Here is an 18,392-nt window from a genome sequence, read left to right on the forward strand (position 1 = left end):
TACTAAGATATATTTGCATTTTCCAAATAACTCGTTTATCATATAACCATATCCTTTTCTTTTGTTTTATATGTTTTTGTTGTTATTAACATTAAAACATATTTGAAAAGGATTTTTCTATATTTATTTATAAAATTGACTTGTTATTTATTTTAATGTCCCTTAATATTAATTTTCGCACTCAATGTTCTTTGATAATTTTATAATAAAATTTTAAAAAATTGGTCTTTTGTTAGGCTTTTTTGTTATGCTCTTTTTTAATCTTAAAATTTCTATATATTTACTGTGTGCCTCAATTCCTTTATTTTACTATATTTTCCTTTCCTATATCTTAGTTTTCGTGAGTACTCATTTTCAATAATTCACTCTGCTTAGTTGTAGTACACCCTGCTAGTGAGGAGGATAACACTGTAAAAGCAACTACTGGTATCGCTAACACACACAAACATATAAGCAACTTCCTCTTAAACATGATAACCACCATCCCTTTTTTTAAATCTAATACAAATTATTCCTTTTACTTTTTAAGTAAACATAAAAATAATAATTCTCTTTGATAAACTTAGTCAACTCAATTCATATCCAAATATTGTTTTGTATATTTTAACCACACCTATCATTTTACCTCATTTAGTACCATATTTGTCAACAATATTTTCTGTGAAAGTTTCTGCATTTTTCTACATTTTTCTACACAATGTTTGTTTTAATCAATTCCAATTACAACCTCAATCTCAGTACCATCAAGCAAATTTACAATAATCTTTTTCCCATCAAACACTACCATCTTCTCAACAATACTAAAGAATAAGTCCATATCAAATTTTTCTATTGGCTTTGCATTTTTTAGAATTTCTATAAACTGCTTTGACTTATACCTTACTAAAGCATTATCTCCCTTCCACTTTAGATTCTCACTTACGTTTTTACTTTCTTCCTGTGCAAATGAAGAGAGGACGGTAAGCATTAACTCACCGTCCCCTGATAATGTATTTGGAAAAATTTACGCCCCTGGGGTGATATGTAGTTTAACTACACTTTCACAATGAACCGTATGCGGGAACATATCCATTAAAACTACCTTTTCTACATCATATCCATCTTCAATCATAACTTTTAAATCTTGAACCAATGTCTTTGGATTGCATGAAACGTAAATTATATCTTTAGCTTTAAAATTCAGCACATACTCCAATGCTTTTGGGTGTACTCCTGCTCTCGGTGGATCAAGAATAATTAAGTCTGGTTTTTCAGTAATATCTTTGATTACATCCTTTATATCCCCTGCAATAAATTCGCAATTATCAAGTCCATTTAATTTAGCATTTTCTTTTGCAGCTTTTACTGCTTCCTCAATTAATTCAATGCCGACAACTTTTTTAGCTTTTGGGGCAGCTATTTGACCTATTGTACCTGTGCCACAATATAAATCAAATACTGTTTTTGAACTACTATCTCCCATAAAATCTCTAACTATGCTATATAGCTTTTCTGCACCTTTTGAATTTGTTTGGAAAAATGCAAAAGGATTTATTTTAAATTTAAGTCCTAACAATCTCTCATATATGTATTCTCTTCCAAATAATATTTCGATTTTATCGGCCTGAACTACATCTGATAAAGAATCATTAATAGTATGTATTATTCCTGTTAATTGCCCGTTGTAATTTTTGCTCTTTAATATGTTAACTATTTCAGTAAAATCAAATTCCATTTGTGATGTTGTTACAATATTTATTAAAATTTCTCCAGTATTCTTTCCCTTTCTAACTACTAATGTTCTCAAATAACCTTCATGTGGCATTATTCTATAATGAGGAATATTTTTATCAGTAAAATAGTTTAGTACTGTTTTTAATATTGTTCTAAAATCTTCATCAACTATCCTGCAATTATCAACTGTAACAATAGAATAGGACATTCCTCTTGCATGCATGCCTAGTGTAATATTACCACCCTTTTCAAAATCACCAAAAGTAAATTCCATTTTATTTCTGTATTCAAAGACCTCTGGACTTGATTTTATCCCCTCAAAATCGAAATCTGATATTCCTGCTTTATCAAATAATTTCATTACTTGGTTTTTCTTTAATTCTAATTGTTTCTCGTAAGGAACATCTTGATTTGTACACCCTCCACATATTCCAAAAACAGAACACTTAGGTGAAACTTTATAATCCACATCTTCAATTATTTCAATTATTTTAGCTTCAATTTTAGATTTTCTCTTCTTCGATATTCTACCAAGAACTCTTTGACCTGGAAGTGCATTTTTTATAAGTACTTTTTCTCCTTCATAATATGCAACCCCCATGCCAGGGAATTCTGTATTTTCAATTGTAAATTCATAAACACCATTTTTCTTCATGTTATCTCTCCATTCTCAAGAATATACAAGTATTATACTAACATTCTTTAATCAAATAATCAAAATCAGAAATCTTATGACTTTAATTTGTAATATACATAACAAAACTCTAAATTACGAACCGAGTGTCCTATAAAATCGCTCAAAGTTATATTTGTATAGTAATTATATAAATATTTAATATTTGATATTTGATATTTGATATTTGATATTTAATATTTAATATTTAATATTTGATATTTAATATTTGATATTTGATATTTGATATTTAATATTTGATATTTAATATTTGATATTTGATATTTACTATTTAATATTTGATATTTGATATTTACTATTTAATATTTGATATTTAATATTTAATATTTAATATTTAATATGATCATTGAATTCTTTTATTGTTTTTACATCAAACACTCTTAATCTCAATATTTTTTTCCCAACTGACCACCCTATTATACCATCAAATATGCAGAAGTATACAATACAAATCGATAAAAAATGATAATATTTCATCGTATTTCTGAACGGGTAATAGATAGCTAGTATAAGCATAAAATCTATTATATTGCTTAGCATAACCCTTAAAAACTTCATCATATTATATTTAAGACATTTTACCAAAGTATTTTTTCTATTATTTCCTCTTACTCTTTTCTTTACTTCTACTTTAACATTAGTATTCTTTTTATTCAATTGTTCCATTCTCTCATTTAACTTTTCTATTTCATGCAAATGATTATCCCCTAGCTTACGCTTCTGTTCAAGCATATATTCACCCCACAATCATTTCAAAATATATACTTTATATATCACAATCAATTTAAAATATACATTTATACCATTATATTCTTATTTTAAATCAGTCACACAAAAAAATAAATAAATATTTTTAAAAATGCTTTAATTCTACAAACAATTTTATTATAATGAAATGGATTATATTTTTAGGCATTTAAAAGAAAATAACAAGTCAAATATACTATCATACTGGCTACTTATTTTTTTGAAGATGTCTTAAGGTAGGTGTCTAAATGTTAAAAATAGTTCTCTTATGTTTAATGGGATTTACTGCTGCTTTTGTTGACTCAATCGCTGGCGGTGGAGGTCTTATAAGTGTCCCTGGTTTTTTGATGGCAGGTTTAGATCCTCATATTGCACTTGGAACAAATAAATTTTGTGCTACTTCTGGTTCATTTACAAGCTCTTTAAAATTTGCTTCAAGTGGCAAAGTCAACTTTAAACTGCTAAAATATTTAATACCTTTTACTCTTATAGGTTCTATTTTAGGGGTTACTATAGTTCAATTTATAAGTGCAGATTTTCTTAGGGGAATTGTACTAGTTCTCGTTCTTATTATAGGAATATATTCTCTATTTTCAAAATCCCTTGGTAGGAAAGACAATTTTTCTGGAATAACCAAATTGAATTTGTTTTATGGAATTGTTCTTGCTTTTTCACTTGGATTTTATGATGGTTTTTTCGGACCTGGTACAGGCTCTTTCTTAATATTCGGATTCATAAAGATATTTAAATTTGATTTTACGAAATCAATTGGAAATGCAAAATTCTTAAATTTTGTTAGCAATATCTCGGCACTTATAATGTTTGCATTACATCATCAAATACAATACAAATTAGGATTGCCAGTAGCAGTTTTCATGATACTAGGTGCAAGATTAGGAACAAAACTCGCCATAAAAAATGGTGTAAAAATCATCAAACCAATATTTGTAACTATGTCATTAGCTATTGCTATCAAAATGATGTTCGAATTATAACCTAATAAATCAAACTAAAGTAATAATAAATAATTTTTATTTCAAGTTCATAACCCAACATGTTTTAAAACTTAAAATACATAAAAACCTAAAAGCAGAAGCTACTGTTTATCATCAATCAGCAGCTTCTGCTTTCAGGCTAAGAATAAATAACAAGCTAAATATATCAGCATACTGGCTTATTATTTATTTAAATGTGCCTTATATGCTATATCTTATCATTAATATATGTTTGAGCTAAGTCAGTAAAATTGTTTTTTTGTAATTCTGATAATACAGCCTCAGAAATTTCGTTTGAACCTATCACCTCTTTATCCATACTCATTAATCTTTTTAATACACCATGAGATATATTTTCTACATCGGACATTGTAAAAGGTTCTTTAACATCATCTGATGCCCTAGCTATTGAAGCTTCAAGTTTTCCAAAGTCAAAATCTTGAAGTTCGCCACTTCTTTTTAATACCTTCATATCATCATCTCCCATCTAAACTTCAAATTTTAAACAATTAATACAATACCTAATATTACTATACCACTATATCAGTATTATTATTAGTAAAATTTTCATTTAATAAACATATTTTTTAGATGGGCTTTATAATTTTCTATAAAAATCGCAGTCGTCATTTATTTCTGCACTTTTCACATATTCCATTCAAAAGTATATCAACATCATTTACGATTACGTTATTTTCTTTTTCTATAAGTCTATTTATTTTTAAATATTTAACAGCTATGCTATCGCTATCAATGTCAAAAATAGTGTTGCATTTATCACATTTAAAATGAATATGAAGTGACTTTTTGCTGAACATCTTAGGTTCATAATAGCTCATTTCATTAATTTTCACTTCTTTTAGTATATTCAAATCAGTTAATAGATTAAGGGTTCTGTAAACCGTAGCTAATCCAATATTGTTCTTTTTAAGCCTTGCATATATTTCCTCAGCACTTAAGTGAGTATTCTCTTTATATATGACACTTAAAATATCACTTCTCTGTTTTGTCAATTTGTACCCTTTTTCCTTTAACACTTTTTCAATAGATGATATATTTTCCAAACAAATCATTCCTCAAAATTATTAATATTATCATTTAAGCATTTTATAGAAAATAACAATTCAAAAACGCTCTACACTAAATATTCTTTGAAAATCCCTTGTACAAAACATGTATACCAAAACTCTAGATGGAAAATTCAAACCATCTAAAGTCAGTATAAAATTCATTTTACATTTTACACAATCAGCCTATTCTAAAACGCTAATAATTAATGGTCATGATTACATACATTGGATGATAATTCAAGTTCATTATTTAAATATCCATTAACAGCTTCATCAGCATTTCCACTTGCTCCAACTACAACTTTAATACCATTTTCATTAAATAATTGTTGAGCAGAACCACCCATTCCACCTGCAATTATAACATTTGCACCATTGTCTTTTAAGAATACAGGCAAAAATCCTGGTCTATGTCCTGGATTAGGAACAACATTCTTATTAACAACCTTATTATCTTCTACATCATAAATATAAAAATCCTCACAGTGTCCAAAATGTTGACTAACAGCACCATCATTTACAGCAACAGCAATTTTCATAATAAAAACTCCTCCTTTTGATATTTTATATGCATACAAACATATATGTATTTTTATTTATTAAAATTATAAATCATTAAACTTATTTTGCCAAAATTTCACCGAAGTACTGTTAAAGTTTTGCTAAATCAAAACATAACTTAAAAACTTCATATTGTACTTACCAATAGCTTTTATATTGCCATTCACATTTTCAAAATCAAAATATTGAAAATCATAATATAAACTCTACCAAATCTAGCGCATAACTTCAATACTTCAACTATAAATCCAATACTTCACCTATAACTTCAATACTTCAACTATAAATGTGGAAATATTACAAGATTGATAAACCTACTGCTTATACAAAATCTTACTTATTTCACCCCACATATCCAATATTGCACTATATGCTTTGCTTTCTTTAAATTCTGTTATAGGCTTTAATTCGTTTATTGCTTTCATTACTGTATTATCATAAGGAATTTTGCCCACAACGTCAATACCATTTTTTGAACAATATTCTAATATTTCATTTGTTACTTCGTCATTAATATCATGCTTATTAACGCATACAAGAGGAAGTACATTAAAATGTTTACACACAGACAATATTCTTTTCAAATCCTCTAGCCCTGATTTTGTAGGTTCTGTTACGATCAGAGCCGCATCAGTATTGCTTATAGATGAAATTACAGCACATCCTATACCTGGAGAACCATCTATAATTATCAAAGGTTCGTCATCAAAAAGTTCTCCATTTGTTGCATATTTTTTAGCATTCTTTCTTATTTCTGTAATAAGCTTACCTGAACCATCTGCACCAATTTCCATCTCTGCTCTTGAAATAAAGCCTTTATCAGTCTTAGTTATGATGGTTTTCGCATCAACAGCATCTTCTAATTTTATAGCATTTGTAGGACATACATATGTGCATGCTCCACAACCTTCACATTTGTATTCTGTAATAACGCCTTTTTTAATAGCATCATATTTACAAACAGTATCACATTTTCCACACTTAATGCATAATTCTTGATTAACTACTGCTTTCTTACCTGTAACAAATCCTTTTGATTCAATATCTTCACCTTTATACATCAAATACAAATTTGGTGCATCAACATCACAATCGGCTTTTATTACATTATTAACCAATTCAGACAATGCAATGGCAATCGTGGTTTTACCTGTTCCACCTTTTCCACTTATAACTACTAGTTCCATTCTATCACCGCCTTTGCACTTTTGGCAATACCTTTAAAAATGTTCCTATATTTCTCATTATCAACCAGCATATTTCCATTTGAATATATCTCTGCAATTTCTCTTTCATAAGGTATAGAACCAAATATCTGTATATTTTCTTTCTCACAGTAATCTCTGATTATATTCTTATCACTACTCTCCTTATTTATTACAATTCCAAATGGTATATTAAATTTTCTAACCAAACCTACAGCAAGTTTTAAATCATGTAAACCAAATTCTGAAGGTTCTGTAACCAATATGGCCATATCAACATATTGTAATGTATTCACAACATTGCAAGAAGTACCTGGCGAACAATCTATAACATTAACACCATTTGAATCTATTCTTTTTAATAGTCCTTTTATAACAGGTACTGCTAGAGGTTCACCTATATCCAGTATACCTCTCATGCATTTTATATCGCCTGACATACCCACCTCAATAAGCCCAATTTTTCTATCTTCAAATGATATAGCTCCTACAGGGCATGCTACCCCACAAGCTTCACATCCATGACAAAGCTTTTGAAATAAAATTATATCCTTCTTAGTCTTTACCAAAGCGTTAAACTGACACGCTTCAGCACATTTTCCACAGTTAGTACACTTCTCATCATCAATAACAGGGTAAGCAATCTTAACTTCTTCTGAACTAATAATCTCTGGTTTTAAAAATATAAATCCATTAGGTTCTTCAACATCCGAATCAATATATGCTGCTTTTAAAATATAAGCAAGATTTGTAGAAACAGTTGTCTTCCCTGTTCCTCCTTTTCCACTTAATACTCCTATATTCAAACTTATCAACTCCTCATCAAAAGTGTCTACTTTAACCCAGCGTGCGCAGCACCTGCTCCCTTTTGGTGAGACAACTTATTTTCCCTGTATTCATTAATAATATTGCTTATTTTATCTTGTTCTGCTTGAAGCATAGTAATGCCTTCACCTTCAATTATTCTATACGCATTAGGACCTAACTTACCACTAATAACCACATCAACATTTTCATCTAATATTTGTTGTGCCGCAGCTATGCCTGCACCTTGAGCTGATGAAATACCATTATTTTCAATCGCTTTATATTCATCAGTATCTAAATCATAAATTATAAAATAATTACATCTTCCAAATCTTGAATCCATTGTATCATCTATCGTTTTACCTGTACTCGAAATTGCTATTTTCATAGTTACTACCTCCTAGATATTAGTATTAATTCATGTAATATTATACAACAAAAAATTATAAATAGCAAATGCCAATAACTATTTTTTCATATTATTATATTTTACTACCTATTGTTATACATCATATTGTTTATTATTTCAAAAAACCTAAAAACTATTACAAATGTAAAAAAGGCCTTCAATATTAGAAAGCCTTAATTATCACCTATATCTTTTCTATAATACATATTTTTAAAATTCACTCTTTTAATATCTTCATAAGTACTTTTTATTGCTTCGTGCAATGTATTCTTTACTGAAGTAATAGCTAGAACACGTCCTCCAGTAGTTACTAATTTTTCTTGCTTATAGTTAGCACCAGCAATGAATAATAAATTCTTTATACTATCTATATTTGTAATTTCAAACCCTGTTTCATATTTTTCTGGGTATCCTCCTGATGCCGCTATAACACAACACGAATACTTGTCTTCCCAATCTATTTCATATGTTTTTAATTTTTTATCTAAAGCACTAAAAATTAGCTCACATAAATCATTTTTCATTAATGGAAGAACGGCTTGTGTTTCTGGATCACCCATTCTTACATTGTATTCAAGCAAATATACACCCTTTTTGCAAATCATTAACCCAAAGAAAATTATGCCAATATAGTCTAAATTCTCTTCCATAATTCCTTTTAGAGTTGGCTTTAAAATAACTTCTTCAAACTCTTTCAAAACTTCATCATTACAATGTGGATTAGGTGCTATAGTACCCATACCTCCAGTGTTAGGCCCTTCATTTCCTTCATAAATAGGCTTATGATCCATACAAGATATAAATGGTATTATTGTATTACCATCTGTAATTGAAAGTATTGATGCTTCAACACCATCCAAATATTCTTCAATTACAATTTTCTTTCCAGCACCCTTAAAAACATCACTTATCATATAGTTATAAACTACTTTTTCTGCTTCACTATATGTTTCACATATAGAAACACCCTTACCCGCAGCTAAACCATCAGCTTTTATTACAACAGGATAGTTGCATTTCTCCAAATACGATATTGCTTTTTCTTTTTCTTCAAAAACCTCATACTCAGCTGTTTTTACACCATATTTTTTCATGAAATTTTTAGCAAATGCCTTACTTCCTTCTAAAAGAGCCGCTTTCTTTGATGGACCAAATATTTTCAGTCCATTTTCTTTAAATTTATCAACTATGCCTTCTACCAATGGTGCTTCAGGACCAACTATTGTAATATCTATATTATTCTCTAATGCAAATTTGAGAAACGAGTCTATTCCATTTAAATCTACATTTTCACATTTATCATTTTTATATGTACCCCCATTCCCCGGGGCACAGAATATTTTTTTTACTTTATTGCTTTTTGAAAGTTTCCACGCTATGGCATGTTCCCTTCCTCCCGAACCAATAAGTAATACCTTCATATTTACCTCCTTTTTTTGTTCCTCTGAGGTGCAACCATTTATTTCCTTCAAGGTCATATCCATTGAAATTAAAGGTTTCTGAGTGTGTAACCATTTTCTGTTAGCACCTCAGAGGAACAAACTAATGTTTAAAGTGTCTTATTCCTGTGAATACCATTGATATTCCGTGTTCATTACATGCTTGTATAGATTCTTTATCTCTTATAGAACCTCCTGGCTGTATTATAGCTTTTATGTTGTGTTTTGCTGCTTCATCAACAACGTCTCTAAATGGGAAAAATGCATCTGATGCTAGTATGACTCCATCTCTAGCTCTGTCAAGTGCCTCTACGGCTGCCCAAATTCTATTAACTTGTCCTGCGCCTATTCCCTTTGCCATGCCATCTTTTACAACAACAATCGCATTTGACTTAACATATTTTACCACTTTCATGCCAAATAGCAAGTCCTTCATTTCAGCTTCTGTAGGCTGTTTATCTGTTACAATCTTTATTTCGTCAATAAGCTTATCATCTGAAGTCTGAACTAATATTCCCCCATCTACTTTTACCATTTCTAATTTATCTTCTGGCTTATCTGTGCACTTTATAACTCTTAAATTTTTCTTACTCTTTAAGATTTCAAGTGCATCTTCATCAAAATCGGGTGCAATTACAATCTCAAGAAAAATATTGACTATTTCAGATGCAGTATTTTTATCTACTTTTCTATTAAATGCTACAATTCCACCGAATATTGAAACGCTATCACACTCATAAGCTTTTTTATATGCTTCAAGTACGCTATCACCAACAGCAACTCCACATGGTGAATTATGCTTAAGGCCACAGCAAGCTATTTCATCAAATTCATTAACTGTTTTCCAAGCAATATCCATGTCCTTTATGTTATTGTATGATAACTGTTTCCCATTCAATTGTTCAATATTGTTCATCATTCCTAAACCAGATGTAGATACATAACAAGCAGCACTTTGATGTGGATTTTCGCCATAACGTAGATCAGATAATTTTCGATATGAAAGAGATAGGTATTCAGGATAATCATAATCAAGCATAAAATTGCTAATCGCAGCATCATAAGATGAAGTCAAATTAAATACTTTTCCAGCTAATCTTTTCCTAGTATTGTAATCCACTTCATTGTTTTCTTTTAACTGATTTATAATATCATCATAATCATTTATATCAGTCACTACCAAAACATCTCTAAAATTCTTTGCTGCCGACCTAAGCATTGTTGGACCGCCAATATCTATGAATTCAACTTTTTCTTCAAATGCAATATCTTCTTTTACTTTTTCAAAGAAAGGATATAAATTTACGACAACCATATCTATCGGTTTTATGTTTTTTCTCTCAATCGTATCCATATGTTCTTTATTATCTCTAATTGCTAATATTCCTCCATGAATTACAGGGTGAAGTGTTTTAACTCTTCCATCAAGTATTTCTTCAGAGCCTGTTACTTCAGATACTTCAGTAACTTTTATACCATTTTTAACCAAATAATTATACGTTCCGCCTGTTGAAATGATTTCAATACAGTTGTTTTGCAAAAATTGAGCCAATTCTAAAATGTTGGTCTTATCGTATACACTTATTAAAGCTCTCCTAATCACTTTAATCTCTCCCTTGAATTATTTTTAATTTTACATAGCAAATTTATTCAAACATATTACTATGGTTATCCCACAGAAAGTATTTTAAAAAGAAACTCATCACTATATATGCATAAGAATCAATTTCATAAATACTATATGTTGTATATTTGAAATTTATCCATAGCTTATTGTGGTTTAATCATTACTATAAATAAGCAAATTTCAATCCATTAAATGTAAAATATCATTTAGTACAAGAAAACAGTAAAATTCAGTATTACAAATTGAGTTGTCAAGTCATTTGTAACTTATCGTAATGATTTTTACTCATTTAAAGCATATTAGTTATTCCGAAACAAATTATTTCTAGACAAATAAATAATAAGAATTTATTTTATAAGAATTTATCTTATAAAACTTTTATAGATTTTTAGTTGCAAATGCTAGAAATCTTAACTTTACGTCCAATTATTTCAATTTTACCTTCGCTAATGTACTTAATTGCTTCTACTAAAATATTATGTTCTTCTTCTAAAACCCTAGCTTGTAATTTTTCAGCTGTATCATATGAATAAACAGGTACAGCTTTTTGAATTATTATAGGTCCCGTATCTGTTCCTTCATCCACAAAGTGCACTGTACATCCGCTAACTTTCACACCATACTCAATAGCTTTTTCATGCACTTTAATGCCATACATTCCCTTTCCACAAAAGCTTGGAATAAGTGAGGGATGAATATTTATAATTTTATTCTTAAATTTTCTTAGTATTTCACCCTCAAGTATAGATAAAAACCCTGCTAAAACAATCAAATCAACCTTGCCATCAATAATTTCCAAAATTCTATCCGAAACACTTTTTTCAGTATATTTTCTATCTATATAATGCGTATCAATATCGTTATTTTTTGCTCTTTCGAGTCCATATGCATCTTTCCTATCGCTTATAACACATTCTATTGAGCAATTCAGATAATTTCTATTAATGCTATCTATTATATATTGCAAATTTGTTCCTCCACCAGATATGAGTACAGCTATTTTAAACAAACTCCCCCACCTCCAGCTTCAACATAACCTATTTTATATGCTTTTTCTCCCATTAATTCTAGGTCTTTTAATATATTTTTTTCGTCTTTTTTGTCTACACATAGTACAAAACCTATCCCCATATTGTACGTATTAAACATATCTTTTTCTGATACGCCTTTCTCCATTATATACTTAAAAATAGGCAACACATCAAAGCTATTCTTATCTATTATAGCAGTAAATTTTTCTTTAAACATCCTTGGTATATTTTCATAAAAGCCTCCACCAGTAATGTGTGCCATACCATTTATATTATATTTTTCAATAAGTTTTAGAACGGGTTTAACATATATCTTAGTAGGTTCTAAAAGTACACTTCCTATTATATTTCCTTTAAAATCCTCACTATAATCCTTAATTAATTTTCTAACTAAAGAATAACCATTGCTGTGTACTCCAGATGAAGCTATTCCTATTAAAGAATCTCCAGATTTTATGTTGCTTCCGTCAACTATATTATCTTTGTCGACAATACCAACTGCAAAACCAGCCAAATCATAATCTCCCTCTTTATAAAATCCAGGCATTTCAGCAGTTTCTCCTCCTATTAATGCACACCCTGATTGAATACATCCTTCTGAAACACCCTTTACAATTTCGGCAGCAACTCCAGCATCAAGCTTTCCACAAGCCATATAATCAAGGAAAAACAAAGGCTTTGCACCATGGCACAAAATATCGTTTACGCACATTGCTACACAATCAATACCAATAGTGTCGTATTTTCTTAATTTAAAAGCTATTTCAAGTTTAGTACCAACACCATCAGTACCTGATACCAAAACAGGATTCCTATATTTATTTCCAATTTCAAACATTCCAGCAAAACTTCCCAAGTTAGTCAAAACACCTTCTGTAAATGTCTTAGCAGTATATTCTTTCATTAATTTAACTGCCTTGTATCCCTCTTCAATGTTAACTCCTGCTTCTTTATACGTTAACATAAGTAACCCCTCTTTCCTAATTTATCAATTCTACAAGACTCCCTCTTATGCAAGATGGAGATTGAAGCTGGCTAGCACCAAGTTTTTGTTTGCTTGATTCTAGTTATATAAGTGATATCTAGTTATATAAGTGATATTATTGAAGCTTTTTACTTCATGTGGAGTAAACTCTATACACAAAGTCCCAATGTTTTGCTTCAACAAAGCGAGCTTACTTAATAGGTGCTGATATAGGATAAACTCCATTAAAGCATCCAAGACAAAAACCATTTTTTTGTCCCAATGATGCTAATAAACCATCTATGCTTATATATGCTAAGCTATCAGCCCCTATCTTTTCTCTTATACTCTCTGTATCTAAAACAGCTCCTATTAACTCTTTTCTATATGGAGTATCTATTCCAAAATAACAAGGATATTTTACAGGAGGAGAAGACACTCTAAAATGAACCTCTTTAGCACCCGCCTTCTTAAGTATATCAATAAGCCTTCTGCTCGTAGTTCCTCTAACAATTGAATCATCAATAAGAACCACCCTTTTACCATACACATTTTCTTTTAGTGCATTTAACTTAACAGATACAGCCTTTTCTCTCATCTCTTGATTTGGTGAAATAAACGTTCTACCTGTATATTTATTTTTTATCAATCCTATTTCGTATGGAATACCTGAAGCCTTTGAGTATCCTATTGCCGCTGGTATTCCTGAATCTGGAACTCCAACAACAATATCTGCATCAACAGGTGCTTCATCAAATAATATTTTACCAGCTTCTATTCTTGAATTATAAACACTAATATTATCAATTATGCTATCAGGTCTTGCAAAATATATATATTCAAAAGCACAAACAGCCTTTTCTATCTTTTCTGCAAAATTTATTGATTTCACCCCATCTTTATTAACTATAATAATCTCACCTGGCTCTACATTTCTTATAAATTCAGCTCCTGTTGCATCGAGTGCACAACTTTCAGAAGCAATCACATAACTGTTTCCTATTTTACCTAGACATAATGGTCTTATACCATTTGGATCCCTAACTCCAATCAATTCATCTTTAGTCAAAATAACAATACCATAAGATCCTTTAATTGCTTGAACAGCATCAACAACAGCTTTTTCAATTCCTTTTTTAGCTCCCCTTGCAATCAAATTTAATATTACTTCTGAATCAATTGATGTTTGAAATACACAACCACATTCCTCTAACAATTCTCTAATAACATCTGCATTCACTAAATTTCCATTATGTGCTATAGCTATTTCACCAAGCTTAAACGTACTCAACAAAGGTTGAGCATTTTTTAGTGTACTTTCACCTGCGGTAGAATATCTAACATGCCCTATAGCTGAAGAACCTTTAATTTCATCAAGAATTTCTTCATCAAATACCTCAGAAACAAGTCCCATATTCTTGTAACACGTCATTTTATTCGGTGTACAAGTAGCTATACCAGAACTTTCTTGTCCCCTATGTTGTAGTGCATAAAGACCATAATAGGTTAATCTAGCAACATCTAAATCATCACCTCTGCTGATAATACCATACACACCACATTCCTCGTGAAATTTATCATGATTTATGTTATCACCCATAAAAATTCTCCTTAAATTATTTTACAATACTCTCATTGTATATAATTAAATTTGCATATAATTAATTATTTGCCGTTACTTATCTATTCTTTCTAAAATCTTTTCATATCCTTCAATTACATTACCTAAATCTCTTCTAAATCTATCCTTGTCTAACTTCTCACCAGTCTTAATATCCCATAACCTACATGTATCAGGTGAAATTTCATCAGCTAAAAGTATATCATCATTATATCTTCCAAATTCTAATTTAAAATCAACTAGTTTAATACCCTGTTTCTCAAAAAATTCGCCTAATGTTTTGTTGACATCTGATGCAACTTTATATATATAGTCAAGTTCATCAAAAGTAGTAAGTCCCATTGCAACAGCATGATAATCATTCATCAAAGGATCTCCGAGCTCATCATTTTTATAACTTATTTCAAAAACAGTAGTTTTTAGCTCTGTTCCTTCTTCAATTCCATACCTTTTAGCCATACTTCCAGCCGCAATATTTCTCACAATTACTTCTAGTGGAATAATTGTAACTTTTTTGCATAATTGTTCCCTATCACTTATCTTCTTTTCAAAATGAGTTTTTATACCTCTCTCTTCTAATAATTGAAACAATTTAGATGTAATATCATTATTTAGAATACCCTTTTTACTTATTTGAGCTTTTTTCACACCATTGAATGCAGTAGCATCGTCTTTATAATAAATTATAACACGATTTGAATCATCTGCTTCATAAATTTTCTTTGCTTTTCCTTCATATAATAATTTTCTATTGCTCATTAAAATCAACTCCCTTTTCATTTTCTTCAATAAAATTCTTTTTCATTCTATCTCTAAAACTCACCAATTTTGACTTTAGTTCTGGATACTTTAATGATAACATTTGAACAGCAAGCATGCCTGCATTATAACTATTGTTTATGCCAACTGTTGCAACAGGAATAGATTTTGGCATTTGAACTATTGAAAGAAGTGCATCCAAGCCATCAACTGCTGCATTGATAGGAACTCCTATTACAGGAATAGTTGTGTGTGAAGCAATAACTCCTGGAAGATGTGCAGCCAATCCCGCACCAGCAATAATACATTCAACACCATCACTTTCTAGTTCTTTAATAACTTCTAAAAGTTTTTCAGGAACCCTATGCGCTGATAAAATATAAGCCTTATAGCTTATTCCAAATTCATCTAGAACCAGTGCTGAATTCTTCATAATTTTAGTATCAGATTTACTTCCAAAAATAATAGCAACTTTCATACATATAACCTCCCCAAAAAAAATAGTTTCCATCTTTACTATAATGAAAAATGGAAACTGTAAAATAACATCAAACGCTACTAGCATATAATGTCCCCATAATTCATAATAGTCAAAGATTTACGGCCTTTGGTAGAAACTTCTGAACCATATTATCAGAAATATATTATGAACTAAGTATTCATTTTTAATAACATCATTGTTTAATTAAATGTTATCATCACTTTTCGAATAAGTCAATATATTTTTTATTTATTATTACATATAATTCGTGTTATAACGAACAATATAATGTGATTAGCTTAATTTAATTCGCTAGTTAAATGTGGTATAATAATATGTAACGTTATTAAAACTGCACTATAACTAGAAAGGATTATAATTTTATGTGGAGTTTTTTAATTTTCATATGTATTATTATAGTTTTTATATTTGTATCAAGAAAAAATATGATAAATAGGGCAAATGAGCTTTCATCAAATGCTGACTCATTTTCAAGAGAACTAAAAAGAAATTATTTTTCTCTAGATAGTAATCTTCAAGAAAAATTTTTAGCTTCTCTTACTCAAAAAGAAAAAAATTACTTTAATATGTTATTAAATAATGATAAATTAAATTATGGTAAATTTGTATGGTCAATTCAACAGCATTTGATAACACAACAAGATATTATGAACAAATTAAAAAAGATAGCTGATACAAGTAAAAAAAACAATAAAAAAGGCATGTAAGATATTGTACCTTCATGCCTTTTTCATTTAATTTATTATCATTTTTTAAATGCTTTATCAAAATTCCTGTGCAATCTAATACTTGATGTATCAAAAATCTTAGTAACATCTTCAATTTTATGTTCTTTAGCCATCTTTCCATACTCATCTACTGCTTTTTTGTTTTTAGGTCCATGATGTTGAAGTACACCTGGCCCACCGATACATCCACCAACACATGCCATTCCTTCTATGAAATTACCTTTTAATCTCTTAACCTTAGCCATCTTTAATGCAATATCACATTCCTTTATACCATTACAAGTAACAGGATTATATTCTATATCTATATTTTTTTCTTCTATAACTTCTTTAATAGCCTCAGTTAGTCCTCCACTTCTAGCAAAAATTCTACCAAATAAAGATGCATTATCAAGAACGCTTTCTTCACAATCATTAACCTGAATATCAGCTGCATCCAATAACGCTAATAATTCCTCAAATGTTAATACATAATCAACTTCATCCTTAATATCATCCTGTTGAGCTTCCATTTTCTTAGCAATACAAGGTCCAATGAAAACTATTCTAGCATTTGATTCTAAACTCTTTATAAGTCTTGCAGTAGCAATCATTGGTGAAACAGACGTTGATACATTATCCATAAGCTCTGGATAATTTTTATTTATATATGCTACAAATGCAGGACAACATGAACTAGTAATAAAACCTTTTGAATTAACATTTTCAGCAAATTCCTTTGTTTCATTCTCTGTTACTATATCTGCACCTAAAGCAGCTTCCACAACATCATGAAAACCTAACTTCTTTATTGCTGTAACAACCTGACCAATTGTTGCAAAAGTAAATTGACTTGAAATAGCAGGTGCAATTATTGCATATGCATTAAATTTGTCTGATTTAGCTTTTTTTATAAGCTCAATAGTGTCTACTATATATGACTTATCTTCAATTGCTCCAAATGGGCATGAATAAACACAACTTCCACATTGAATACATTTACTATCGTCAATTCTAGCTTTTCCTTCTTCATCCATTGATAATGCACCAACATTACATGCTTTCATGCACGGTCTTAATACATCAACAATAGCATTATACGGACATGCATCTTTACATTTACCACACTCCTTGCATATATCCCAATTGATTCTCGCTTTATGATCAACAACAGATATAGCTCCAAAAGGACAAGCTTCTTCACATTTATGTGCTAAACATCCTCTACAGGCTTCTGTAACAACATATCTTTGAACAGGGCATTTATCACACGCAGCCTCAAGAACTTCAATGTTGTTTTTATTTTCTCTATTTCCGCCCATAGCCATCCTAACTCTCTCTTTAACAACTTCTCTCTCATGATAAATACAGCATCTAGTAATTGGCTTAGGACCTGGAATAATCTTTTTAGGTATTTCATGATAATTTTCTTTCAATGCACCCTCAAATGCTAATTTTGCTACCTCTTTCAATACTTGATACTTTATTAATTGGACATTACTTTCAAACTTAATAAGTTGTACATTAGTAACTTTATCCAT

At 29.9% G+C, this 18,392-nt stretch carries 20 protein-coding genes and 1 riboswitch; of the genes, 2 read left to right on the plus strand and 18 right to left on the minus strand.

All coding sequences use genetic code 11. The features are described from left to right. Positions 1–331: 331 nt before the first annotated feature. The 4 genes from CLTEP_RS14880 to CLTEP_RS08460 form a co-directional block, all read right to left on the minus strand. On the minus strand, positions 332–472 hold the full coding sequence (locus CLTEP_RS14880; protein ID WP_161938364.1) for a hypothetical protein: 141 nt from the start codon (positions 470–472) through the stop codon (positions 332–334). Between the two features lie 234 nt (positions 473–706). After that, positions 707–967, minus strand: a complete 261-nt coding sequence (locus tag CLTEP_RS08450) for a hypothetical protein (RefSeq protein ID WP_242863895.1) — start codon at positions 965–967, stop codon at positions 707–709. Positions 968–1,003: 36 nt separating this feature from the next. After that, a complete protein-coding gene (rlmD, locus tag CLTEP_RS08455) occupies positions 1,004–2,368 on the minus strand; it encodes a 23S rRNA (uracil(1939)-C(5))-methyltransferase RlmD (RefSeq protein ID WP_066825387.1) in 1,365 nt (454 codons plus the stop codon). Between the two features lie 366 nt (positions 2,369–2,734). Beyond that, positions 2,735–3,139, minus strand: a complete 405-nt coding sequence (locus CLTEP_RS08460; RefSeq protein ID WP_066825390.1) for an RDD family protein — start codon at positions 3,137–3,139, stop codon at positions 2,735–2,737. Between the two features lie 263 nt (positions 3,140–3,402). Here CLTEP_RS08460 and CLTEP_RS08465 point away from each other — a divergent pair, with 263 nt between their 5' ends. Next, entirely contained in the window at positions 3,403–4,149 is a 747-nt protein-coding gene (locus CLTEP_RS08465) for a TSUP family transporter (protein ID WP_066825393.1), read from the plus strand. Between the two features lie 208 nt (positions 4,150–4,357). On the opposite strand, the gene CLTEP_RS08470 is transcribed toward CLTEP_RS08465, so the two are convergent. The 13 genes from CLTEP_RS08470 to purE form a co-directional block, all read right to left on the minus strand. Beyond that, positions 4,358–4,621, minus strand: a complete 264-nt coding sequence (locus CLTEP_RS08470; RefSeq protein ID WP_066825398.1) for an ATP cone domain-containing protein — start codon at positions 4,619–4,621, stop codon at positions 4,358–4,360. Positions 4,622–4,775: 154 nt separating this feature from the next. Then, positions 4,776–5,213, minus strand: a complete 438-nt coding sequence (locus tag CLTEP_RS08475) for a Fur family transcriptional regulator (protein WP_242863896.1) — start codon at positions 5,211–5,213, stop codon at positions 4,776–4,778. 209 nt (positions 5,214–5,422) lie between these two features. Beyond that, positions 5,423–5,758 carry a NifB/NifX family molybdenum-iron cluster-binding protein gene (locus tag CLTEP_RS08480; protein WP_066825408.1) on the minus strand — a complete coding sequence of 112 codons (336 nt, stop codon included), beginning with the start codon at positions 5,756–5,758 and terminating at the stop codon, positions 5,423–5,425. A 336-nt stretch (positions 5,759–6,094) separates the two neighbouring features. After that, entirely contained in the window at positions 6,095–6,967 is an 873-nt protein-coding gene (locus CLTEP_RS08485) for an ATP-binding protein (protein WP_066825411.1), read from the minus strand. Next, positions 6,958–7,791, minus strand: coding sequence for a P-loop NTPase (locus CLTEP_RS08490; RefSeq protein ID WP_066825419.1), 834 nt, complete (start codon positions 7,789–7,791; stop codon positions 6,958–6,960). Before CLTEP_RS08490 ends, CLTEP_RS08485 begins: the two co-directional genes overlap by 10 nt. A gap of 26 nt (positions 7,792–7,817) precedes the next feature. After that, on the minus strand, positions 7,818–8,180 hold the full coding sequence (locus CLTEP_RS08495; protein ID WP_066825422.1) for a NifB/NifX family molybdenum-iron cluster-binding protein: 363 nt from the start codon (positions 8,178–8,180) through the stop codon (positions 7,818–7,820). 194 nt (positions 8,181–8,374) lie between these two features. Then, positions 8,375–9,622, minus strand: coding sequence for a phosphoribosylamine--glycine ligase (gene purD, locus CLTEP_RS08500; RefSeq protein ID WP_066825425.1), 1,248 nt, complete (start codon positions 9,620–9,622; stop codon positions 8,375–8,377). A 121-nt stretch (positions 9,623–9,743) separates the two neighbouring features. Continuing rightward, positions 9,744–11,243 (minus strand): bifunctional phosphoribosylaminoimidazolecarboxamide formyltransferase/IMP cyclohydrolase, encoded by a 1,500-nt coding sequence (purH, locus tag CLTEP_RS08505; protein ID WP_066825427.1) that lies wholly within the window; start codon positions 11,241–11,243, stop codon positions 9,744–9,746. A 412-nt stretch (positions 11,244–11,655) separates the two neighbouring features. Next, positions 11,656–12,276, minus strand: a complete 621-nt coding sequence (purN, locus tag CLTEP_RS08510; protein ID WP_066825429.1) for a phosphoribosylglycinamide formyltransferase — start codon at positions 12,274–12,276, stop codon at positions 11,656–11,658. Next, entirely contained in the window at positions 12,264–13,262 is a 999-nt protein-coding gene (purM, locus tag CLTEP_RS08515) for a phosphoribosylformylglycinamidine cyclo-ligase (protein WP_066825432.1), read from the minus strand. The genes purN and purM overlap by 13 nt, the downstream gene beginning before the upstream one ends. 211 nt (positions 13,263–13,473) lie before the next feature. Then, a complete protein-coding gene (gene purF, locus CLTEP_RS08520) occupies positions 13,474–14,862 on the minus strand; it encodes an amidophosphoribosyltransferase (RefSeq protein WP_066825440.1) in 1,389 nt (462 codons plus the stop codon). A 75-nt stretch (positions 14,863–14,937) separates the two neighbouring features. Continuing rightward, complete coding sequence (gene purC, locus CLTEP_RS08525; RefSeq protein ID WP_066825442.1) at positions 14,938–15,642, minus strand: phosphoribosylaminoimidazolesuccinocarboxamide synthase; 705 nt, start codon at positions 15,640–15,642, stop codon at positions 14,938–14,940. Continuing rightward, a complete protein-coding gene (gene purE / locus CLTEP_RS08530) occupies positions 15,632–16,120 on the minus strand; it encodes a 5-(carboxyamino)imidazole ribonucleotide mutase (RefSeq protein ID WP_066825545.1) in 489 nt (162 codons plus the stop codon). Before purE ends, purC begins: the two co-directional genes overlap by 11 nt. Before the next feature lie 89 nt (positions 16,121–16,209). Then, positions 16,210–16,309, minus strand: a riboswitch (purine riboswitch). 197 nt (positions 16,310–16,506) lie between these two features. Here purE and CLTEP_RS08535 point away from each other — a divergent pair. After that, on the plus strand, positions 16,507–16,851 hold the full coding sequence (locus tag CLTEP_RS08535; RefSeq protein WP_066825451.1) for a hypothetical protein: 345 nt from the start codon (positions 16,507–16,509) through the stop codon (positions 16,849–16,851). 38 nt (positions 16,852–16,889) lie between these two features. On the opposite strand, the gene CLTEP_RS08540 is transcribed toward CLTEP_RS08535, so the two are convergent. After that, positions 16,890–18,392 (minus strand): 4Fe-4S dicluster domain-containing protein, encoded by a 1,503-nt coding sequence (locus tag CLTEP_RS08540; RefSeq protein WP_066825455.1) that lies wholly within the window; start codon positions 18,390–18,392, stop codon positions 16,890–16,892.

This window comes from Clostridium tepidiprofundi DSM 19306, assembly GCF_001594005.1.
GTDB lineage: Bacteria > Bacillota > Clostridia > Clostridiales > Clostridiaceae > Clostridium_AC > Clostridium_AC tepidiprofundi.